The sequence below is a fragment of the Paraburkholderia sp. RL18-085-BIA-A genome (assembly GCF_046027075.1).
Lineage (GTDB): Bacteria > Pseudomonadota > Gammaproteobacteria > Burkholderiales > Burkholderiaceae > Paraburkholderia.
The window spans coordinates 18,429-38,620 of record NZ_JARESU010000078.1 but is presented as its reverse complement, the minus strand read 5'-3'; the positions used below and the strand labels follow the sequence as shown (position 1 = coordinate 38,620).

At 58.0% G+C, this 20,192-nt stretch carries 17 protein-coding genes and 7 pseudogenes; 7 read left to right on the top strand and 17 right to left on the bottom strand.

Annotation, left to right across the window (positions count from 1 at the left end; translation table 11 throughout):
* Positions 1-59: 59 nt before the first annotated feature.
* From P0D89_RS34855 to P0D89_RS34840, 4 genes are all read right to left on the bottom strand, one after another.
* The gene (locus P0D89_RS34855; protein ID WP_408365455.1) at positions 60-1,511 is read right to left on the bottom strand and encodes a catalase; all 1,452 of its coding nucleotides are present in this window, start codon (positions 1,509-1,511) and stop codon (positions 60-62) included.
* A 941-nt stretch (positions 1,512-2,452) separates the two neighbouring features.
* A complete protein-coding gene (locus P0D89_RS34850; protein ID WP_408365449.1) occupies positions 2,453-2,734 on the bottom strand; it encodes a hypothetical protein in 282 nt (93 codons plus the stop codon).
* Between the two features lie 181 nt (positions 2,735-2,915).
* Positions 2,916-3,134, bottom strand: a complete 219-nt coding sequence (locus tag P0D89_RS34845; protein WP_408365447.1) for an FmdB family zinc ribbon protein — start codon at positions 3,132-3,134, stop codon at positions 2,916-2,918.
* Positions 3,135-3,277: 143 nt separating this feature from the next.
* The gene (locus P0D89_RS34840; RefSeq protein ID WP_408365445.1) at positions 3,278-4,072 is read right to left on the bottom strand and encodes an HD domain-containing protein; all 795 of its coding nucleotides are present in this window, start codon (positions 4,070-4,072) and stop codon (positions 3,278-3,280) included.
* A 713-nt stretch (positions 4,073-4,785) separates the two neighbouring features.
* On the opposite strand from P0D89_RS34840, the gene P0D89_RS34835 reads away from it, so the two are divergent.
* Entirely contained in the window at positions 4,786-5,016 is a 231-nt protein-coding gene (locus P0D89_RS34835) for a hypothetical protein (RefSeq protein ID WP_408365443.1), read from the top strand.
* Here P0D89_RS34835 and P0D89_RS34830 read toward each other — a convergent pair.
* Complete coding sequence (locus P0D89_RS34830; protein ID WP_408365441.1) at positions 4,990-5,673, bottom strand: M24 family metallopeptidase; 684 nt, start codon at positions 5,671-5,673, stop codon at positions 4,990-4,992. The genes P0D89_RS34835 and P0D89_RS34830 overlap by 27 nt on opposite strands.
* A 312-nt stretch (positions 5,674-5,985) precedes the next feature.
* Between P0D89_RS34830 and P0D89_RS34825 the strand changes: the two genes are divergently transcribed.
* Positions 5,986-6,999, top strand: coding sequence for a GlxA family transcriptional regulator (locus tag P0D89_RS34825; RefSeq protein ID WP_408365439.1), 1,014 nt, complete (start codon positions 5,986-5,988; stop codon positions 6,997-6,999).
* 109 nt (positions 7,000-7,108) lie between these two features.
* Here the strand turns inward: P0D89_RS34825 and P0D89_RS34820 are convergent, their stop codons facing one another.
* Positions 7,109-7,327, bottom strand: a complete 219-nt coding sequence (locus P0D89_RS34820) for a hypothetical protein (protein WP_408365457.1) — start codon at positions 7,325-7,327, stop codon at positions 7,109-7,111.
* On the opposite strand from P0D89_RS34820, the gene P0D89_RS34815 reads away from it, so the two are divergent.
* Complete coding sequence (locus tag P0D89_RS34815) at positions 7,235-7,894, top strand: IS6 family transposase (protein WP_408365453.1); 660 nt, start codon at positions 7,235-7,237, stop codon at positions 7,892-7,894. The two genes, P0D89_RS34820 and P0D89_RS34815, sit on opposite strands and share 93 nt — an antisense overlap.
* On the opposite strand, the gene P0D89_RS34810 is transcribed toward P0D89_RS34815, so the two are convergent.
* The 6 genes and pseudogenes from P0D89_RS34810 to P0D89_RS34785 all read right to left on the bottom strand — a co-directional run.
* Positions 7,842-8,189 (bottom strand): DJ-1/PfpI family protein, encoded by a 348-nt coding sequence (locus P0D89_RS34810; RefSeq protein ID WP_408365437.1) that lies wholly within the window; start codon positions 8,187-8,189, stop codon positions 7,842-7,844. The genes P0D89_RS34815 and P0D89_RS34810 overlap by 53 nt on opposite strands.
* Before the next feature lie 404 nt (positions 8,190-8,593).
* Positions 8,594-9,052, bottom strand: a pseudogene (locus P0D89_RS34805) (IS30 family transposase); the annotation flags it as partial.
* 85 nt (positions 9,053-9,137) lie between these two features.
* Positions 9,138-10,640 carry a group II intron reverse transcriptase/maturase gene (gene ltrA / locus P0D89_RS34800; protein WP_408365435.1) on the bottom strand — a complete coding sequence of 501 codons (1,503 nt, stop codon included), beginning with the start codon at positions 10,638-10,640 and terminating at the stop codon, positions 9,138-9,140.
* A gap of 610 nt (positions 10,641-11,250) precedes the next feature.
* A pseudogene (locus tag P0D89_RS34795) lies at positions 11,251-11,817 on the bottom strand (IS30 family transposase); the annotation flags it as partial.
* Positions 11,818-12,070: 253 nt separating this feature from the next.
* The gene (locus P0D89_RS34790; protein ID WP_408365433.1) at positions 12,071-12,256 is read right to left on the bottom strand and encodes a formate dehydrogenase subunit delta; all 186 of its coding nucleotides are present in this window, start codon (positions 12,254-12,256) and stop codon (positions 12,071-12,073) included.
* 309 nt (positions 12,257-12,565) lie between these two features.
* A pseudogene (locus tag P0D89_RS34785) lies at positions 12,566-12,907 on the bottom strand (integrase core domain-containing protein); the annotation flags it as partial.
* A gap of 29 nt (positions 12,908-12,936) precedes the next feature.
* On the opposite strand from P0D89_RS34785, the gene P0D89_RS34780 reads away from it, so the two are divergent.
* On the top strand, positions 12,937-14,313 hold the full coding sequence (locus P0D89_RS34780; RefSeq protein ID WP_408365431.1) for an IS30 family transposase: 1,377 nt from the start codon (positions 12,937-12,939) through the stop codon (positions 14,311-14,313).
* 7 nt (positions 14,314-14,320) lie between these two features.
* Here the strand turns inward: P0D89_RS34780 and P0D89_RS34775 are convergent.
* Positions 14,321-15,198 (bottom strand): annotated as a pseudogene (locus tag P0D89_RS34775) (IS3 family transposase); the annotation flags it as partial.
* 409 nt (positions 15,199-15,607) lie between these two features.
* Between P0D89_RS34775 and P0D89_RS34770 the strand changes: the two are divergent.
* The 3 genes and pseudogenes from P0D89_RS34770 to P0D89_RS34760 form a co-directional block, all read left to right on the top strand.
* Positions 15,608-15,847 carry a hypothetical protein gene (locus tag P0D89_RS34770; RefSeq protein WP_408365429.1) on the top strand — a complete coding sequence of 80 codons (240 nt, stop codon included), beginning with the start codon at positions 15,608-15,610 and terminating at the stop codon, positions 15,845-15,847.
* Positions 15,786-16,145, top strand: a pseudogene (locus tag P0D89_RS34765) (aminotransferase class I/II-fold pyridoxal phosphate-dependent enzyme); the annotation flags it as partial. The gene P0D89_RS34770 and the pseudogene P0D89_RS34765, both read left to right, overlap by 62 nt.
* A 442-nt stretch (positions 16,146-16,587) precedes the next feature.
* A pseudogene (locus P0D89_RS34760) lies at positions 16,588-16,968 on the top strand (EamA family transporter); the annotation flags it as partial.
* Positions 16,969-17,346: 378 nt separating this feature from the next.
* On the opposite strand, the pseudogene P0D89_RS34755 reads toward P0D89_RS34760, so the two are convergent.
* The 4 genes and pseudogenes from P0D89_RS34755 to fdxH all read right to left on the bottom strand — a co-directional run.
* A pseudogene (locus P0D89_RS34755) lies at positions 17,347-17,474 on the bottom strand (LysR family transcriptional regulator); the annotation flags it as partial.
* Between the two features lie 101 nt (positions 17,475-17,575).
* The gene (gene fdhE / locus P0D89_RS34750; protein WP_408365427.1) at positions 17,576-18,520 is read right to left on the bottom strand and encodes a formate dehydrogenase accessory protein FdhE; all 945 of its coding nucleotides are present in this window, start codon (positions 18,518-18,520) and stop codon (positions 17,576-17,578) included.
* 103 nt (positions 18,521-18,623) lie between these two features.
* Entirely contained in the window at positions 18,624-19,274 is a 651-nt protein-coding gene (locus P0D89_RS34745) for a formate dehydrogenase subunit gamma (protein ID WP_408365425.1), read from the bottom strand.
* Positions 19,261-20,184: a formate dehydrogenase subunit beta gene (gene fdxH, locus P0D89_RS34740; protein ID WP_408365423.1), complete on the bottom strand. Its 924-nt coding sequence runs from the start codon at positions 20,182-20,184 to the stop codon at positions 19,261-19,263. The genes P0D89_RS34745 and fdxH overlap by 14 nt, the downstream gene beginning before the upstream one ends.
* Positions 20,185-20,192: the final 8 nt, after the last annotated feature.

Here is a 20,192-nt window from a genome sequence, read left to right as displayed (position 1 = left end):
CCCCCCCCCCCCCGCGCGGGCGCCCGGCGGGGGGGGGCGCGCCCCGCCCCCACGCCAGATCAGTTCCCGCTCAACTTCGCAGCAAGCGATTGCACTTGCTGCACGTTTGCATGAACGGCTTGCGCAAGGCGAGTGCCGTAGTCGGCATCGGCCTTGTAGAAGTACGACAGCATCGCGTACTTGTTGTGGTCATTGGTAACGCGACCAAGATCGCCGGCCAGCGCCGTGACAAGGTCGCCCTTGTCTTGTGCCGACAAGCTACGGTAGTAATCACCAGCCTGACTGAACAACATCTTCTTGTGGATGGCTTCCTGCTGCGTCGTCCCGTTGAGCTGCGTCCTCGAATACTTATACTGAGGATCCTGGGCGATTTCGTTCATGCTCGAAGGCTCATAGTTGACTTCGCCCTTGCGATCACCTATGTTCATCTTGCCATCCTGATTGTTGTTCACAACAGGAACGATCGACCGGTTGATCGGCAAGTCCATGTAGTTCGCGCCGAGGCGGTACATCTGCGTATCGGCGTACGCGAACAGACGGTCCTGCAGCATGCGATCTTCCGACGGCTCGATACCCGGCACCAGGCGCGACGGCGCGAACGCCGACTCCTCGGTCGACTCGAAGTAGTTGTCAGGCACACGATTCAACGTCATCGTACCGACCTTGCGCTCTGGCACGCCCTCCCACACCTTCGTGTCATCCAACGCGTCGTAGGCGAATTTGTTCAGATCCTCCGGCTTCAACACCTGAATGTAGAGATCCCACTTCGGATCGTTGCCGGCCTTCAGCGCGCCGTAAAGGTCATTCGTCATCATGTTCCAGTCGCGGCCGATCGAGGTCGGGATATCCTGCGGCCGAATGCCGTGGACACCCTGCTCGCTCTTCCAGTGGAACTTCACGTAGTGCACTTCGCCCTTCGCATTGATGAACTTGAAGGCGTGGACGCCGAAACCATCCATATGGCGATATGAATCCGGCATGCCCGCATCCGTATAGAGCATCGTGAGCATGTTCGTCGCCTCGGGCGAATTCGCGAAGAAGTCGAACGCCAGATTTGGATCACCCACGCCGGTCACCGCGCTCGGCTTGTTAGCATGGACGAAGTCGGGGAATTTGATGCCGTCCCGGATGAAGAAGACGGGCCAGTTGATGCCGACGATGTCCCAGTTGCCTTGCTGCGTGTAGAACTTAACCGCAAAGCCGCGCGGGTCGCGCGCCTGTTCGGGCGATCCACGATATCCCATCACTGTGGAAAAGCGCACGAACACCGGCGTCTTCGTTCCTGCTGTAAAGACCTTCGCTTTCGTCAGGTCGGAGATGTCTGCAGTCGGAACGAATTCACCGAATGCGCCCGTGCCACGCGCGTGAACCACTCGCTCGGGAATGCGCTCGCGATCAAAGCGCTGCAGCTTCTCGATCAACGCAGAGTCCTGCAAGAGCACCGGACCTTCAGGACCGGCCGTCTGCGAATTCTGGTTGTCACCCACGGGCGCACCCGTATCGCGCGTCATGGTCGCTGCGTATAGCGGCGAAGCCACAGCCAACGATACGGCGACCGACAACGCCGCTTTTTTTAGCGATGCATAGCTTTTATTGATCACCATTTCAGACTCGCTTTTAAGTTGATTCATTTCCACACCAATTTGTATTCGCAGGGACAGGTCGCCATAAAAACAGCACCCTCTTAGCATTACAAACAATTTCCACGAATGACGCCAATTGGAAATAAGCATCTCGGCGATAGGCTGCGTCAGCGAATCATTCGTGCCGACGCAAATGAAACTGTCATTGAGTTCTCTTCGCACATGTCAATTGTCCGTCACGCTAAATGAGCCACGCAGGCCATGATTGGAGGACTTGGTGATACGTCCTTGCGCACGGAAAGCCCGTCATCAAGACGGGTAAAAAGAAGGAAAAGTCCATAATGAGTCTTATCAGTCAAAATCCAATTTACATGCGGAGAATTTATCAGTCAATAACCGCGATCTGCAAAAACTGACTCGCCGACGCGAATGGCCGATTTCAGCCTCTTTTTGGCAGAGATTATGCGGCTCGAGGTTATTATCTGGCTTAGGTGCTTTGCATGGCGGTGGTGCTACTCGGACGAATCCATCGGTTACGCTTGAGCTTCAATAGACACGGGCGAACGCGCAAATTTGCACGACTTCGACGAATCATTCAGCGGGCTTGCGTGGCTCGATCCGGTCGAAAAAAAGCCGACCTGGTGAGGGTCGGCTAAAGGTTCCGGCTATTCCGGGGCCCCCCCGGCCAGAACCAGACACAAAGATATTGGATACTCGCTCTGTCCATCCCGGTTCGCGAACCGCGCCTTCCTGCATCTCTGGTTTGATCTGCTACACGGCACCGATGAGCGTGAGATCGAGAAGATACGAGGTCAATACCAATACGTGTGGTTTAACCTGTCCATAGGTCGGATTCACTCCACGCTGGATCAGGTTCCGGCCGGAATAAACAGGGAGAACGTGTCGTCTACTAGCGGTTTTCCAGCGCTGAATCCTGCCATCAGGGCCTCGGCCTCTGTCGCGAAAGGGTGCCAGTCATTTGCCGTAAGGCGTATCGGAGCAGTCATGGGGCGAGTTGCGCCCACCACCCTGATCTGCACGACGGCTATAAAGCCCTGCGCAGCCGCCAGTATGGTTCCACGTGACGCTTTGTTCCCCGGTAAAAGCCTGACGGAGACCTCGAAGCCTTCATAGGCGTAGAGTTTTTTCATGAAGGTACTCGATTATCGATGTGCGTCATTCCGGGATCCGTAGCTGGATGGACCGTGGAGTTGGAGGTCCATTTGAGAATCGAAAACGTGCGACTGCGATGCAGAGGCGTCTTATGAAGCAACATTCGCTAGTTTCCGCGAACAAATGAGATCGGCGACACTTGCGCGCTGACCACAACATTCAAATACAGCAAGCACAAAAACCGCGATGTCGAAACCCGTATGAGCCGGCGTTATCTGTTGAGTCACCGCGCGCCGTCAACAGCACCGATGAGCCGGTTTGGATGCGCTCACTGGCATTCCGGCACTGCGGGCATGCAGTTGGCTCGTTGCGCTCGGACAGACGACGCATCACTTCAAATGTGCCGCAGGTGGAGCATTCGTAGTCATAGAATGGCATTCTATTTCCTGTTAATTCGCTGCACGCCTCGATCTTCAGAATCGGCGCCTTTCCCCACACACTGAGTCCCACTGCATTTCAGCGCGGCGCATATCTAAACGTCACGATATCCACGACGCTTAGGCACTCACCGCATCCAGTTTTCAGGAATTTTGAAATGGCGAATTCATAACCTGATCATAGAAATTGCTATGCCTGTAGCCCCGGATGAAATGGGTGCAGATATCTTCGTTGCAGGTATACACAGTCGATTCTGGCTTATGCGAGAACCCGTCAAAAAACGCCTTTGCAATCTGTTCTTTGAAGTTGGTGCGGGGATACTGAGCGACAACCTTTTCGCGAACGTTATCTGGGAATGTTTCATACCCGACGCCAAGCGAATCAAGCGCCACGCCGTTGTAGAGAAGCTCCACTTCTATGGGCTTGTATGCCGCAATCCCTGGAGTCGTGTGCAAGGAAATTGCATCCCATGCGGTCTGGATGCGCATGTTGGGCACCCCATGGTGCTCGAGAAACTGACGCACCGCATTTGCGCTATCGACCTCGAAGCGGTCGCTCTCGCTGCTGAATTTCTTGAGGAGGCCCATATCGTGGAAAGCCGCACAAATAAACAGGAGTTCGACGTCAAATTTTTGCCCGGATTGGCGCCCCATCTCCTGAGCCCAGAAAAAGGCGCGATGCGAGTGATTGAACAGCAAAGGGGTGCTGAACTCGCGGAGCAGTCCCGTCGCTTCGCGAGTAAGCTTACTGTCCGGGACTCCAGGCTGAACGTATTGTGTCTGCAGCGAGGGAGCCGGTACGGGCAGGATCACCTTGGGACGTCTGAAGGTTGGTTCGACATCGGACACCTGTCCGAATGCGCTCTGGCTTAATTGGCTACCGACAGCAATTGCACCGGCAGCAGTCGTAGAACTTTTTATAAAGAGACGACGATCCATATATCTAACTCAAAGAAAGAAAACCTATTCCAGCGAAGTAGCCCTAATCCAGCTTTACCAAGAGGTGTTTTTGGATTGCGCTCCATCGAATCTTCGCCACGATTGCGCACGCAGTTGCCCGTGTCGATTCAAGTACCGGCTCCCGTGTATTGATCGACGGTTGCGAAATCAGATGCTAACGGGATGTGACGTCAAAGTACAGGCTCGCCAGCGCCAATGACCGTATACCACCCCTATTCGGCAGAATTGAGATGCCATTATCGTGGCCCCAGACGAATCATCGAATCTGGATTAGGCAATCGGTACGATTGATAGATTTCATGTGACGTCGCTTTTAAGCCGCGTCATCACGACGGCGCGAACTGCTGGAGGCCGAGAATTTTTTCATTCTCAGAGTTAAGCGCATCAGATTGTTATGCATGACGAACGTAGTTATCACGCGTTGGCGGCGTTGACATCCAGCGCTTCAACTCTCCCTCGCGCACGATCAGGGCCCGAGCCTCGTGAACGAGAACGAATGGGACCTCTCCTTGCAGGTCCCCGCCGTCGTGGAAATGTGCCGGGATTGAGGGACGAACGTGTGCGTCGATAGCGAAAGTGATCGACTCCGAACTGGCCCGTGACACACAAACAAGCAAATACGACTGACAAGCCAGAGCTGTCACCCGGACATGCCGTTGATCGCGAGTCTCGCTGAGGACGGATCGGCGCGCATGACTAGCGTGTGGCTTTGGAAGGTGCTGCAACGGTTCTTCGCCGAAGCCGCCAACCTCGTCGAGGCAGAAGGTCCGGCGATTTCACAAAAACTGCGACAGGCGAGTCCACACTGGATGCGGCACACCCAAGCCATCTATGCACTTGCGCACGGTGCCGAACTGATCATCATGCACGCAACCTCCGGCATGCGCCGGAAGCGATCAACCGTAGTACTCGTCTGGAAGTAGCATGTCCTCGAAGAACGCACCGAAGCAGCCTTTTGGATCGCGAATATGAATTTCCAGAATCCAACGCATCGCCGATGGATTCGCATCAAAATCGGCCAGTGAACCTGTGTAGATAGCGGCATGCGGGAAGTCCGATACCCGATGTCCTGGAAGGTCAAAGTTCAACACCCAGCCCATGTTACGAGCCGTTTTATCTGCGAACTCATATAGCTGCTTTCCACTCAGCTTTTTGGCCGTCCACATACCCCGGACTTCGTGAAACAGGCGTTCCGCGTCTGAAGCACACCGTCGATATTCCAGATTGTTACCGACGACGAACGATGCGCCGCCATCCCCTTCCCATGCATCCACGCGTGGCGCAATATCGAGAAAGAAGATGTCGTCTTCCTTCAATACAACGCCCGGCTTCGAAGCCACCTTCATGGGCTTTGTAGTATTGAAGCCAAATCTAACCCGGGTTGGATGCCAGCTCAACTCCAACCCAGACTCGACGAGCGTCTTGCGTGCCAACGCAACCGCATCCTCTTCGACCATACCGGGCTTGATAACTGTCGAAATATCCTTGATTGCCTGACGGGTCTTGTTTCGAGCTAGCAACATTCCATCAACCGAAAACGCCGGGCCGACTCTTTCGGCCGAGGCTGCAGGAGTCATCATTTAGTTGCTTCTCCGTTGTCAGCTCTGCGACATGCTGAGCTGGGCAAGAAATTATGGGAGGTCTCCGAACTCGATGCAGATAAGACTCCATCAAGAAAATGCCACGATGAGGCCGTATCAGGCCATGGACGCACATCATCCTTCTCTTTTTGGCGGACTCGACGTCAAGGTCGGATCATTTTCATACGACTACTGCCAAAAGGACTGCGTTTTCTGCCACGCCGTACCTAGGCACCGTCAAGACTCCGATCTTCAGATAACCTATCGAAAGTGGCTATTCTGCCAATGCAAGTCCGCTCTTCCGGTACGGTCATGACTACGGTTGCTCTTATCGCCTTTACCGGCGCTCAATCCCTTGATATCGCAGGGCCGATGGATGTATTTTCCGAAGCCAATCGGTTTCTCCTGCCCGAGGCGCACTATAAGCTCGAGGTGATTGGTGTCGAACAGGGACCGCTTCGCTGCTCCAACGGGATCGTCGTTTCCCCAGACAGGCATTACAGTGGAGTGGATGACGCTTACGATCTGCTACTGGTCGCGGGAGGACCTGAGCTGGTGAGACAAGAATTCAGCGAGGATTTCAACACCTGGCTTCGTCGGTCTACGAGTCGCGCGCGTAAATATGGGTCGATCTGCAGCGGCGCCTTTGTTCTCGCGCGCGCAGGCCTGCTTGACGGCAAGACGGCCACGACTCACTGGAATTATGCAGACTCGCTTAAGCGACTCTGCCCCTCAACGAGGATCGAGGCTGACCGCCTTTACGTGCAGGACGGCTTGCTTTATACATCGGCCGGAGTCACTGCGGGAATAGATCTATCGCTGTACTTGCTGACACAGGAGAAAGGCAGCGAAGTCGCCCTGAATGTAGCGAAGCGTCTTGTTGTGTTTATGCAGCGCGCGGGCGGTCAATCACAGTTCAGCCCATATCTGACGCCGTATGTCGAGGAAAGCTCACCGGTGGCACAAGTACAGCAGTACGTTCTTGCAAACCTGACAGGCGATCTTTCAGTAAGCGTTCTCGCGCAGGTGGCCAACATGAGCGCCAGGAATTTCGCCCGGACATTTACGCGCGATACAAAGATCCCTCCTGCTGAGTTCGTTGAAAGCGCCCGAGTGGACGCGGCACGAGTGCTGCTTGAGAACACCACCACGCCGCTCAAGACAATTGCATACGAGTGCGGCTTTAACGATGCGCATCGTATGCGAAGCGTTTTCCAACGCCGACTTGGCGTCTCCCCGCGGCAGTATCGTCTTAACTTCGCTGCGCCACGATTTGACCAGCAATCTGTACACTTCGATGTCGAGACATCCGATGAAATTGGATGACGTCGGAACATGCAAGATGATTCGAGGCAACACTTTCAGGTGGCCTCCCCGTTGCTGTGCAGCCAGTGCCAGCACGTGCAGCCGGCACGGACCGATGATCGCCGGGTCTTCAGGGTTGTGGTGCAATTCCGGCGCGTCGGTCTGTTACTCTTGAGCTTTTGACGACCACGAGCCAATGAGCAAGCTGAAAGATCTCGAATGATTGTTCAACGGGCGTCATTTCGACCGCGAAGTCATCGTCCTTTGCGTGCGTTGGTATTTGCGCTACAAGCTCAGTCTGCGTGATCTTGTCGAGATGATGGCTGAGCGCGGCCTGTCCCTCGCCCACACTACGATCCTGCGTTGGGTGAAGCGCTACACGCCCGAGTTCGTCAAACGCTGGAATCGGTTGGCTACGACAGCCGGTCAGTCGTGGCGAGTCGACGAGACCTACGTGAAGATTCGCAGCAAATGGGCCTATCTCTACCGCGCCGTTGACCGGGCGGGAAAGACGATCGATTTTCGCCTCAGCGCGAGGCGCGACGTGGCGGCGGCAAAGGCGTTCTTCGCGAAGGCAATCAGAACTCAGGGACGCGCTCCTGAGACGATTACGCTGGACGGCTACGCGGCATCTCATCGGGCGGTCCGCGAGATGAAGACCGACGAGTCGCTACCCAGGCGAACGAAATTGCGATCCTCGAAGTACCTGAATAACCTCATTGAGCAGGATCACCGCCACATCAAATCGCGGGTGAACGTGATGCTCGGGTTCAAGCGGTTCCACAGCGCCGCCGTTACCCTCTCCGGCATCGAACTGATGCATCGCATTCGCAACGGCCAGTTCGATCTCACCAACATGCATCTCAAAGATACCACTTCGCCATCGATTTGGATGGCGGTTCTTTCAGCTCGTTGAGGTCTCCGAAACATGGGCGATTTCTCGGCCGCCTACCGAGTTTGCACCACAGCCGTTCAGGTCCTCCCGCAACCAGTAGCAGATCGTAAGTGTCATCCACCTCGCTGTAATGCCTGTCTGGGTAAACGACGATCCCGTTGGAGCAGCGAAGCGGTCCCTGTTCGACACCAATCACCTCAAGTTTATAGTACGCCTCGGGCAGGAGGAACCGATTGGCCTCGGAAAATACATCCATGGGCCCTGCGATATCAAGGGATTGAGCGCCGGCAAAGGCGATAAGAGCAACCGTAGTCATGGCCGTATCGGAAGAGCGGACTTGCGTTGGCGGAATAATCACTTTCGATAAGTTATCGGAACATCGGCGTCTTGACGGTGACCGGGTAGTACGCCGGCGGGTTGCTTCCAATGGAGACAAAGCGGTCTTTCCGATTCTTCGAGAGGCCTATGAGTTCGGTCAGCCATGCCCGGCAGTCCATCGCACGTACATCAAGCTGTACAACCAGAAATGGCCCAATTCGAGCCTAGCAGATCAGACGCCGGAGAGGCATACTTGGGATCGTTGCCTGCGATCAAATCGGCAGAATGATTGCCCCGGACGTGCCATTTAAAAATCTCAAAAAACAGTCCGAACGACGGGAGTTTGTGGCTTGAACTTCAGGTAATTCCTCGGCGGTTTCAAGAGTGAAGCGCAACAGGGGGTTATTGAACGGAAGCTGAGGTTATCGAAGCGGTTGCGAGCATACGTTCGAAGACCTCGAATGGCGAATGAAATGCATGGGTAGCGCGAGGTCGGCTGTTGAGGCTGTCGGCGATGGCATCGAGTTCGTCCTGGCTGTAGATCGAAAGGTCGGTGCCTTTTGGCAAGTACTGACGCAGCAGCCCGTTGGTGTTCTCGCAGGTGCCGCGTTGCCAGGGGCTGTGCGGATCGCAGAAGTACACGCGCACGCCGGTGGCGGCGCTAAGCTCCTGATGGCGGGTCATTTCCTTGCCCTGGTCGTAGGTGAAGCTCTGGCGCAGTGGGGTAGCGATCGAATTCAGCTTGGCCGTGAAGCCCGCCAGGGCCGAGGCGGCGGTGGCATCTTCCATCTTCGCCAGCAGCACCAGGCGACTGGTGCGCTCAACCAGCACGCCGACGGAAGACTGATTGCCGGCGCCCTTGTCGGGTAAGAACGTACCGTTACCGGCACGTTCTCCCCTAAGAACCGGACGGGCGAGTCACCTCGCATCCGGCTCAAGCCATTCTTCAGCACCATGGGGTGGCACCGGACAAGCCGACGGGATGTTTCGCGGCGCGACGACGGGCAAAGTAGGACGTCCATGCCGGATCGAACGGATTAGCGGGCCCACGGATCTTGACGTGACGCATGATTGCGACCGTCATTGCGCGGAATAGCCGCAGACTGCCGATGCTGCCGTCAGCCCGGGTTTCTTCCGTCGCAAAGTCCCATGACCGCTGTCCGTCTATCCGGAAGTATCGCCTCCTCACCCATCGTGCTCCTTTCGTTGGGTGCCTGCGCACAGCCCACTTCCAGAGCAGTTGCCAGATGTGCGAGTCTATCAATGAGAAGGTTGCTTTCGCCACGACGTGGCGGTGATACATGGCCCAGCCCCGGATGAGCGGGTTGAGTTGCCGTATCAGCGCTTCCTGGGTGGCGCCCGCGCTGCCCTTGATGACCTCCCGGACCTTGTCAAGCAACGATTTGATGCTCTTCTTCGCTGGCTTGATCAGCAGTTTGCCGCCGTACTTGCGTACGTTCTGGCCAAGGAAATCGAAACCCTCCGTTATGTGCGTGATCCGGGTTTTCTCCTCCGACAGTTCCAGACCACGGTCCGCCATGAAACGACGGATCGCCGGAAGAACGCGGGATTCGAGCACTTCTTTCGAAGCACCGGTCACCACGAAATCATCGGCATATCGGATAACGTTGAGCTTGGCCGTGCGGCGTGCGAGTTTCGAGACACCGATACTCGCGTGTACTGCTGCCTCAAGTCCATCCAGCGCCATATTCGCGATCACGGGCGAGATGATACCGCCCTGAGGCGTGCCCGCCCGCGATTGGAACAGGGTTCCCTCATCAACATAGCCAGCCTCAAGCCACTTGCGCAGGACCGTCTTGTCCATCGGTATGTGCTCCAGGAACCAGAGATGACTGAAGTTGTCGAAACAGCCCCGTATGTCACCTTCCAGAACCCACTCTGGCGATGCACGCCTTGCCAGAGTGATGAAGCACTGTTCGATGGCGTCGGCAGCCGAGCGTTCGGGCCGAAAGCCGTAGGAATTCAGGTCCGCCATGGGCTCCGCAATGGGTTCCAGAGCGAGCTTCCATAAAGCCTGCATCGCCCGACACCGCATACATGGGATTCCTAAAGGACGCTTCTTTCCATTACTCTTAGGAATGTAAACACGCCGCAACGGCATCGCACGATAACCCCGATGACGCAGCGACAACACGCCTTTCCATCTGGCCGCCGAGGATGGCCAGATCCTGCCGTCCACCCCCGGCGTTCTCTTGCCGCGATTTTCCGTCACCCGCTTCACGGCCCGCATCTTGCCGCTATGCGAGCGGGTCAGCAGACGTTGCAAGGCTTGCACCTTGCCCCATCGGCCTTCCCGGACCGCCTTGGCGATACGCAACTGAAGTCGTCTCACCTCTGCCTCGATGGATGCCCAGTTTGCCTGGTCCCACATCCGGGCAGCGTGCGAGGGCGCACCAGCGCCCGACACTTCCGTGTCGTGCGCCGTCATCTGCTTTCCCTCGTACAACGATTGATCAAGTTTCTCTCGCCATGAATGACCGCGCGGAAGTCTGCCCGCTTTCGCGTCGGGCAATGTTTCAGCCCGTATCCCGTCCGTTACAGCCGGGCATTCGCTTTCTCCGCATTCCTTTACCCGCACCGCCAACAGCTCGCCTTGCGGTTCGCCTGCCCATTGGGCAGCGATACGGGCTTACCCTGTTCCACATGATTCTCCGGATGGTTCGGACCCGTCCTATGCGCCGGCGGCGTACTGTCCATGATGGCCCATTCATCAGAAGCCATTCCTTGCCGCATACCGTTTTTGGTTCAAGCCTGTCAGCACGTTTGGCTTGTTAGGCGTAACGGCGCGTTTCGGACGTTCACATGTGTTGGTCGTACCCACCCATCCCTTGCGCCTCTCCGCCTTTGTGCTGGCAGATTCCGCCTTACCTCACGGCTCGGCGTACCGGGTATCCGGCGGCTACGTTGTCCCCGAGGCTTCACACAGAACTGTTACCGGTTCTGCATGCCCGGGTAGGGAACAGCTGATGGAACAGCTGGTTTCATCAGGTCATACCTGCCCCCGTGAAACAGAGAAACATGCGACTTGCAGGTCGCACGATGAAGTCACCTTCCCAGTGACCAGGCATCACCCGATCGTCGACCTCAGGCGGGCGCACGTGGATGCTCACCATGTCGGCGATCTGGCCGCGCCGGTCAGTGCCGCGCTTGCGTGACAGGCGGGTGCTGTGACCGTGGCGCAGACAGGCGATCAGCTGGCGGCGCAGTTCACCGCGTGGCTGCGCATAGATGGCAGTGTAGATGGTCTCGTGCGAGACGTGCTGGGTCGGGTCGTTGGGCCACATGCGCTTGAGCGTACCTGAGATCTGCTGGGGCGACCACTTCCATTCCAGCAGGGTGAGTACGATGCGCCACGACATGCTTTGAGGGTGCAGCTTGGGACATGGGCGCGCAGCCTCGCGTCGGCTCGTGCTGAGCGACTGCGCCGGGGCAGACGCATAGCCCACGACAGAACACGTGTTCCTGATCAGCTCGCGGCTCACAGTTGATGCCGGGCGCCCGAGTGTTCGGGCCATCGCCCGAACACTCGAACCCTGCTGCTTCATGCTTGCAATGGTCATGCGCTCTTCAGGCTGAAGCTGTTGATACGTTCTTCTTTTTTGCATGTGCGCACCTTACACGAGGAAGGTGTTGCACTTCAGATTTGATCGCGCCCTCTTCATTGTCGGTCTCTCCTAGTACTATACAGAATCTTCTTCATATAGCTAGTCATATAGTTTGTATAACTAAACGGATGGATTTCATGGAAACTCCCGATTTTTCCCGGATGTCCGCGACGGACACCCTACTGAAGCGCCACGGCGGGGCCTCTCATCGGACACTCATCCTATTGATGCGCCCTGGCCGGGTGTCCTCCGCTCATCGACGCGGCAGTCTCAGCTCAGGTAGTGCACGATGCTGAACGAGCGAACGTCCAGACGGTTTCGCTGAGACCTCTGCGCCATGCTCATCGAGGCTTTCGAGGATCTGCCTGCGCATCCGTGACTCCCAGAACTTCTGGATATGGTCTGCGACATCACCCATCGCCCGATTTCGCTCCGGCACACGACGCCCAACTTCGACCGAGGCACGTGGCAGATGTTAGAACGTCCACCATGCACGGGTAAGCAACAGTTGCCTCCTAAATGAGCGCAGCAGAGTAGCAGATGCAACTGCCTGCCCCTCGCTAGCGCGCCTCGCGGCTCTGCTTCGATATTTTCTCCGTCAACTGATGCTCCAACTTATTTCCGAGTCCAACTAACATATGCTGCATGTAGAGCCTACGGATCGCGGGCGCGTCCGAATGGCCGGCGTGCTGCGTGTCCAGTAGTCGCCGAATGGTCGACGAAAGCGCATCACGAGAGGCTGTAGTGGTCAAGTTATTTCGGACAGGCAGATAGGTTCTTTCACTGTCGGTTTCGCCTCGTAGGCAGCGGGCGACAGATAGCCCAAGGTCGAATGCAAACGTACGGCGTTGTAGAAACCGACGATGTACTGATTGATGTCGCGCCGTGCCTCATCATGGTTGGCGTACCGGCGCTGCCACACGCGTTCCATCTTCAGGTTCAGGAAGAACCGCTCCATCACTGAATTGTCCCAGCAATTTCCCTTGCGGCTCATGCTGCAAACCACGTGATGCTGCTTCAGCAATGCCTGGTACTCGTCACTCGCATACTGGGCGGATTCAACCGGTCGTCGCAACACCTTTGTTCGAGGAGGTGTTTATGGGACGACCAGCGGGGTGGATGTATAAGTTGACAGGGCGAGCAGCGATGCGCTCGCCAGGTGCGCCGTCGCATCGGCGTGAGATCGAGCGGCGATTTTGGGAGCAAATCGCGACAGGCATTACAAGTGAGAAGGCTGCAGAGGCGGTTGGCGTGTCGCAGGCGGTAGGCACTCGCTGGTTTCGTCATAATGGCGGCATGCCACTTTTCATGTCGAACCCCTTATCCGGGAGGTACTTGTCGTTCGCGGAGCGAGAAGAGATTGGGTTACTTTCGTTCCAAAGCGTCGGAGTACGCGAGATCGCTCGCCGTATCGGACGCAGCCCGTCAACGGTCTCCCGGGAACTGACACGTAATGCTGCAACTCGTAGCGGCCAGCTTGAGTATCGGGCTTCGGTTGCGCAGTGGAAGGCCGAACTGGTTGCCAAAAGACCCAAACCGTCGAAACTGGTGACTAACCCACGGCTGCACCACTACGTGCAAGACCGTTTGGAGGGCAAGGTTCGCGATGCTGATGGCCGTGCGATTGCTGGGCCTCGGCAAGCACCGTTCAAAGGGAGAAACAAGCCGCATCGCGGTGACCGTAAATGGGCTAATAGCTGGTCGCCCGAACAGATTTCCAAACGGCTGCAGTTCGACTTCCCGGATGACGAATCTATGCGCATCTCTCACGAAGCGATTTACCAGGCTCTCTATATCCAGAGCCGAGGTGCCCTCAAGCGCGAGCTGGTCAGCTGTCTTCGCACAGGGCGGGCGTTGCGCGTACCGAGGGCCAGGGCACAAGCCAAGGCTTGGGCGCACGTTAGTGAGGATGTGATGATATCTAGCCGGCCTGCAGAAGTGCAGGATCGTGCCGTGCCAGGGCATTGGGAGGGTGACCTGATCATCGGCCTGAACCGATCTGCTATTGGGACGCTGGTGGAGAGATCAAGCCGTTTCACCATGCTCGTGCACCTGCCTCGGGAGAAAGGCTATGGGTTGACTCCCCGGACGAAGAACGGCCCCGCGCTGGCTGGCTACGGGGCTGTCACGATGGCCAATGCGCTCAAGAAGATCGTGACGGACATGCCTGCCCATTTGTGGCGATCATTGATCTGGGATCGTGGCAAGGAACTATCCGATCACGCCCGTTTCACCGTCGAGTCTGAGGTAAAGGTATTCTTCGCCGACCCGCACAGTCCATGGCAACGCGGCACGAACGAGAACACGAACGGCCTTCTGCGACAATACTTTCCAAAGGGCACAGACCTATCCAGGTGGAGCGCTCGAGAGATCCAGGCCGTTGCCAATGCACTGAATACCAGACCCCGGAAAACGCTTGGCTGGAAGACACCTGTCGAAGCTCTGGACGAGTATCTAAAATCTGTTCAACAATCTAGTGTTGCGACGACCGGTTGAATCCGCCCTGGCTGCCCCGGTCCGAATGCAGGACCAGCCCCGGCGCTGGCCGGCGCTGCTGCAGCGCCATGGCCAGTGCCGACATGACCAGTCCGGCCGGCATGGTAGGCGCCATGGACCAGCCAACCACCTTGCGCGAGTACAGGTCCAGCACGACCGCCAGATACAGCCAGCCCTGCGCCGTGCGGATATACGTGATGTCCGAAACCCACGCGCGATTCGGTTCGGCTACGTCAAACTGACGGTCCAGCACATTCTCTGCCACGGGTAACGTATGCCTGCTGTCGGTCGTCGAGACGAACTTGCGCTTCCAACTCGTGCGCAGGCCCGCCTCGCGCATCAGCGTACGCACCCGGTAACGACCAAGACGTAACCCTTGCTCGCGCAGCGCATGCATTACACGCCGGCTGCCGTAGCTCGCGCCGCTGGCGGCGAATGCTGCCTTGACGTGGGTCTGTTCCTGCAGGCTCCTCGCGCTCGGCCTGGCACGCCGGTGCGCGTAGTAGCCAGAGCGGCTCACCTGCAAAACCCGGCAGGCGTCACTGACCGATACGGCCTCCTGTTGCAAGTGAGTTACCACGCGGTAAGTCACTTCAGTTCCCGCGCAAAGAAGGCCGAAGCTTTTTTTAGCAGCGCGTTGTCCTCGCGCAATTGCCGGTTCTCTGCTTCAAGTTGCCGGATGCGCTGCTGTTCCGCCGTCAGCGGCTTGCCCTCGCCGGGGCCGCCCGCACGCTCTGCGTCGTACTGGGCCACCCAGCGCCGCACGGCTGTCTCAACAAGGTCCATCGACCGGCTGACTTCGCCAACCGATAACCCCTGGTCCCGAACCATCCGTACCACTTCCAGCTTGAAGCTGGCGTCAAATTGTCGGCGCCTTCTTGTCATCTATTGTTTTTCCTCGTCGATTCAGGATTGTCCCCCCTATCGACCTGTCCGAGGAAATTAGACCACCACAAGCTGACGCGATATCGCACCAGTGGATTGCGCCCTATGAACGATCGCCGCGCTATCATGTACCTCACAGAGAATCGCAGATGCCCGTCTTCTTGATTCCGGTCGAGATGGCCGCGCCTGATATTACCTACCGCGTCATCCAAAAGAATGCGGCGTAGGTACTGCGCGGCAGTATCTCGTCGCATTAATCACGGCTGGCAACATTGAATAGTACAAGCAGGCGCCACCTGTCGGTCCCAACCGCCACGTGGTGCCTTGTCGGGCGGTGGCGCTACCGTGGAGCCACAAGTTGCCCATTTGTCGCGACGGCTCGCCTCTTCCCATCCTGTCAGGAAACACCATGTTCGTTGTCGATGCCTATCCCGGCGACCCGATCCTTACCCTGAATGAGAATTTTCAAAAAGATCCACGTCCAAACAAGGTCAATCTGAGCATTGGCATCTATTCCGACAACGACGGACGCCTGCCGGTGATGCACGCCGTGCGCGAAGCCGAAGCGGCGATGCTGAACGACCCCGAACTACAGCAACCCGCCGACGCATGGGGCGAAAATCATCACCAGGGTGCTGACCACGCCTGAACTGACTCTGGCGTGGCAGAGCGAGCTGACCGCGATGTGCCAGCGCATTGCCAGAATGCGCGTTGCCATTCACGACGGCCTGCTTCAACATGTTCGCGGCGAGGCGCTGACACGTTATATCAAGCAACGCGGCATGTTCACATATACCGGGCTGACGGCCGACCAAGTCGAGCACCTGCGCGAAGCACACGGCATGTACCTCTTGCGCTCGGGCAGGATGTGCGTGGCGGGCTTGAACGAGAAGAACGTCGGGCCGGTGACGGAAGCGATCGCGAAGGTGCTCGCGAGCGCGGCCTGAAAGATCTGGTTCCGCGAAATTTGCGCCTCAACTCGCGAGCGCAGGCCATACCCGTATTTCTTGTGGAATGCATAGATGCCTTTGTCCTGGAAGTATTTGACGCCCTGATCATGCCAGCGCGATCCTCCTCGCCGTGGACAACGGCATGGGTCGGCGGTGGCATGACGGGCGTCACGCCCGCGCATGAGAACGCCTCGGTGCGCTCGATGCTCTAGTACGCGCCATCGGCGATTACCTTATCCACCGGCACCCATAATCTGGCGCATGCTCCAACCGAATAGCCGATAGAACGGAACGTGTAGATCAGCTCAATTGTAACCGGCAGTATAAGTCGGCTTGCGTCCCGAAAGTGTATAGGGTCTCGCGTTGATGAACTGGGCCTTCAAGTCGCCGTCGGGAAAATACGGGCTGATCACGCCGCGCTTCTTTCGGACTCACGTTATACGTCGTGGTCAAGGTCGGATTGCACGGCGTGCCGCCGATGTTGCTCGGTGCGCTTCGCTCCATTTTCGCGGCGGTGCCGGCGGTGTTTTTCGTCAAGCGTTTGCAACTACCGTGGCACTGGCCGCTCGCGTACGGCGCGACGATTTCGTTCGGCCAGTTCGCGCGCCTCTTTTCAGCGATGTATGTCGGCATGCCGGCCGGCCTTGCGTCACTCGTGCTGCAGGCGCAGGCGTTCTTCATGCTGATCTTCGCTGCGCTGTTTCTGCGCGAGCAATTTCGCGCAGAAAGCGTCGTGGGTCTGCCGATCGCCGCCGGCGGTCTCGCGGTGATCGGCATGCAAGGCGGTCACGCGATGACGCTCGCTGGCTTCATCCTCACGAACGTCTTCAGCCGATGGGTGGCTCAGAGCTTTGCCGCTGCGCGCTGATCTGATCGCAGGTCGCCGAAATGCGACAGGCTAAAAAGCGGCCGCGCGCAGCGCGCTGTTTCTATTTTCGTGGGTATGCTCCGCCAAGCCCCTGGTCAGGTCAACCTGGGGCCGGTGCATCAGGATGTCAACTCGACAAGTTCGATGTCATTGCGACGATGCAACCGCCACCGACGCATTCGAAGGCGCATCGACTTGGCTGCCTTGTCGCTTACCGCAGGAGCGAAACTAACGAACAGCTTTCCAGCTCGATTCATCGAGCTCCGTGGCCGGAAACAGTAGCCGAGCAAATCGAAGCGTTGCAAGCGATAGCAGCAGCTGCGATCATCGTTCGATCGAAGCGTCCGCCTCGTGCGTGCCAACAAAATCTGCTTGGCAATGCCATTTCTGCCCAGCTTGACTGCCACCACCGGTATCCGGTCAGCGTATTCGTCGGCGAGCCACCCGAGGAGCGCCGCGCGTAACGCCTCGCCAGAGTCAATCGAGAACAGACGATAACGAGAGAGCTCGCTCGAAACTGTCAGCAGACAGACGGACACACGACCCCGACGTTTGCGACTCAATGCACGCCTGAATCGCTCTCGGCTGAAGGCCTGAGGAACGGGTGCGGCGCGGCCCGCAGATAGCCATCCTCATTCATGAGGAGATCCAGCGCGAGCGTCGCAAGGTCGTCCGCGAACGGCTCTACCCCGAGCTCCTTGCTCTGATAGAAGATCTTGCGATACGTGTGGCATTCGTCGCATGACTCCGCCTTCGCCCAGCCGGGGTGGCCTTCGATCATCTGATACGAGACTCCGCGCGTCGAGTCGCAATGCGTGCACTTGACGCGCACTACATGTGCCTCGGTCGCGCAAAGACCGCATGCGAGGTACCGATAGCCCTCGTAAGCGCCGCCGATGCGCACGATGCTCGCGAGCGCATGCGTTCCGCACACGGGACACACACCGGGGGTATCCGGATACGGCACCTGCTCGGGCGTGAGTCGACTGGCCGCATCGGCCCAGATCACCTGCAGCGCCGCAGCGATGAACGGTGCGGACTGGTTGACAAATGCCTCGTAGTCCGCCGTGACGAGCAGGTCGGCTTCACGTTCGAGCGTTTCGGAGTCGAGCCCGCGCAGCCGCCCGCAAGCTGCTGCCACTGGGCCCTCCAGCTCGCGCGTCGTTTCGAGCCGCGACAGCAGGAACTCGAGCACGCCGCGCCATTCCGGATGGCGGCGCGACCACTGTGCCGCCCCGGTGCGCATCGCCTGCACCGAAACGTCCTCTGCGCGTGGAAGCGGCGTGATGAGCGGGCGGCTCACTTGCGCAAGCGCCTCGTGCTGGGCGTCGACAAGGTCCGCCATCAGCAGCAGGTAATCGCGAATGAGATGGTCGTCGGTGGCGAGCGCGCGCATGCGTTGCGCGCGCGCCTTAAATACGTCGGCGCGTTGCGGCAACCTGACCCGCGGAATGGTCGAGTGCTGGAGCGCCTGAATCTCCGAGGGAACGAGGATACGGTTCACTGCTTCTCCATGATGAAACGGGGCTCGCCTATCGGGCGAGGTGCGGTTGGGTATTGCATGCGGGCATACCTGAGCGCAGGCATGCCCGCGGACCTCGCCGGCCTTACCGCCCGGACGAGGATTTGACGAGCGAACGGAACCAGCGCCGATGGTGCTTGCGCGCCCAGCCTGGCGTCACCGTGCCCTTCAGCATCGCACCCATCGTTCCGCGCACCCAGATCGCGGCGTAGATGTGGACGATGATGCTGGCGATGATCCCGAACGCCGCGACGGCGTGAATCAGTGCCGCGAACCGGATGAGCTCGATCGGAAAGTACGCGGAGAAGTAGCGCCGCCAGATGACGATGCCGCTCAACAGCAGCAACACCATGCAGCTGACGAGCACGAAGAACAGCATCTTCTGCCCCGCGTTGTACCGCCCTACCTCAGGCAGCTTGTCCTCGCGATTGTTGAGGACGTCGCCGATCTGATTCATCCACTGCACGTCGTTGCTGTCGATCAGGTTGTGATGCCAGAAGCGCACCACGAGACCCGCGAAAGAAAGGAACATCACCGCCCCGATGAAAGGATGGAGGATGCGCATCCATTGACCTCCGCCGAACAGCACGGAGAGCCAGAACATCGACGGATGAAACATCGCGAGTCCCGACAGCGCGAGCAGCACGAAGCAGATCGCGGTGACCCAGTGGTTGCTGCGCTCATTGGCGTTGTAACGCTCGATCAGATGCCGGCTATGCGAGTCAGGCTTTTTCATCGCTCAGCTCCTTTTCTTCGCCCATATCTGCCTTGGCGGCCGCTTCGTCCGATTCCTCGACCTCATTCGGCCCGACCCGGGTGAAGTGGAAGAAGCCCGCCACCGCAGTCGCTGCAAGCGCAGCGAGCGCGAGCGGCTTGGCGATGCCCTTCCAGACCCGCACCATGGGGCTGATCCGCGGGTTGTCCGCCAGCCCGTGATAGAGCGATGGCTTGTCGGCGTGATGCAGCACGTACATGACGTGCGTGCCGCCGACACCCGCCGGATCATAGAGGCCCGCGTTTTCGAAGCCACGTTCCTTCAGATCCTCGATGCGGTCCTCCGCCTGCTGCTTCATGTCCTCTTTGGTGCCGAACATGATGGCGCCGGTCGGGCAGGATTTGACGCACGCAGGCTCCTGTCCCACCGCAACTCGATCGGAACAGAGCGTGCACTTGTAGGCACGATTGTCCTTCTTCGAGATGCGCGGCACGTTGAACGGGCAACCTGTCACGCAGTAGCCGCAGCCGATGCACTTTTCCTCGTGGAAATCCACGATGCCGTTCGTATACTGAACGATCGCGCCCGGTGAGGGACAAGCCTTCAGACAGCCTGGGTCCTCGCAGTGCATACAGCCATCCTTGCGGATCAGCCATTCGAGGTCGCCCGCCGGGTTCTCGTACTCGGTGAAGCGCATCACCGTCCACGAGTGCTCGGTCAGATCGCGCGGGTTGTCGTAGATGCCCGCGTTATTGCCGACTTCGTCGCGCAGATCGTTCCACTCCATGCACGCCGTCTGGCAGGCCTTGCAGCCGATGCACTTCGAGACGTCGATCAGCTTGGCGACTGTGCCGGTAACCGGCTCACGCACCCCCGGAGGGGGGAGCGTGGTGGCCGAGAGGCGTTTGATATCAAGAGACTGTAATGACACGATTTCTC

What these genes read in the sequence shown, in the direction of transcription:
- P0D89_RS34855 (WP_408365455.1), bottom strand. Translation starts at nt 1,511, where the DNA reads ATGACGCGCGATACGGGTGCGCCCGTGGGTGACAACCAGAATTCGCAG.
- P0D89_RS34850 (WP_408365449.1), bottom strand. Translation starts at nt 2,734, where the DNA reads ATGAAAAAACTCTACGCCTATGAAGGCTTCGAGGTCTCCGTCAGGCTT.
- P0D89_RS34845 (WP_408365447.1), bottom strand. Translation starts at nt 3,134, where the DNA reads ATGCCATTCTATGACTACGAATGCTCCACCTGCGGCACATTTGAAGTG.
- P0D89_RS34840 (WP_408365445.1), bottom strand. Translation starts at nt 4,072, where the DNA reads ATGGATCGTCGTCTCTTTATAAAAAGTTCTACGACTGCTGCCGGTGCA.
- P0D89_RS34835 (WP_408365443.1), top strand. Translation starts at nt 4,786, where the DNA reads ATGACTAGCGTGTGGCTTTGGAAGGTGCTGCAACGGTTCTTCGCCGAA.
- P0D89_RS34830 (WP_408365441.1), bottom strand. Translation starts at nt 5,673, where the DNA reads ATGATGACTCCTGCAGCCTCGGCCGAAAGAGTCGGCCCGGCGTTTTCG.
- P0D89_RS34825 (WP_408365439.1), top strand. Translation starts at nt 5,986, where the DNA reads ATGACTACGGTTGCTCTTATCGCCTTTACCGGCGCTCAATCCCTTGAT.
- P0D89_RS34810 (WP_408365437.1), bottom strand. Translation starts at nt 8,189, where the DNA reads ATGACTACGGTTGCTCTTATCGCCTTTGCCGGCGCTCAATCCCTTGAT.
- ltrA (WP_408365435.1), bottom strand. Translation starts at nt 10,640, where the DNA reads ATGACGGCGCACGACACGGAAGTGTCGGGCGCTGGTGCGCCCTCGCAC.
- P0D89_RS34780 (WP_408365431.1), top strand. Translation starts at nt 12,937, where the DNA reads ATGTATAAGTTGACAGGGCGAGCAGCGATGCGCTCGCCAGGTGCGCCG.
- P0D89_RS34770 (WP_408365429.1), top strand. Translation starts at nt 15,608, where the DNA reads ATGTTCGTTGTCGATGCCTATCCCGGCGACCCGATCCTTACCCTGAAT.
- P0D89_RS34745 (WP_408365425.1), bottom strand. Translation starts at nt 19,274, where the DNA reads ATGAAAAAGCCTGACTCGCATAGCCGGCATCTGATCGAGCGTTACAAC.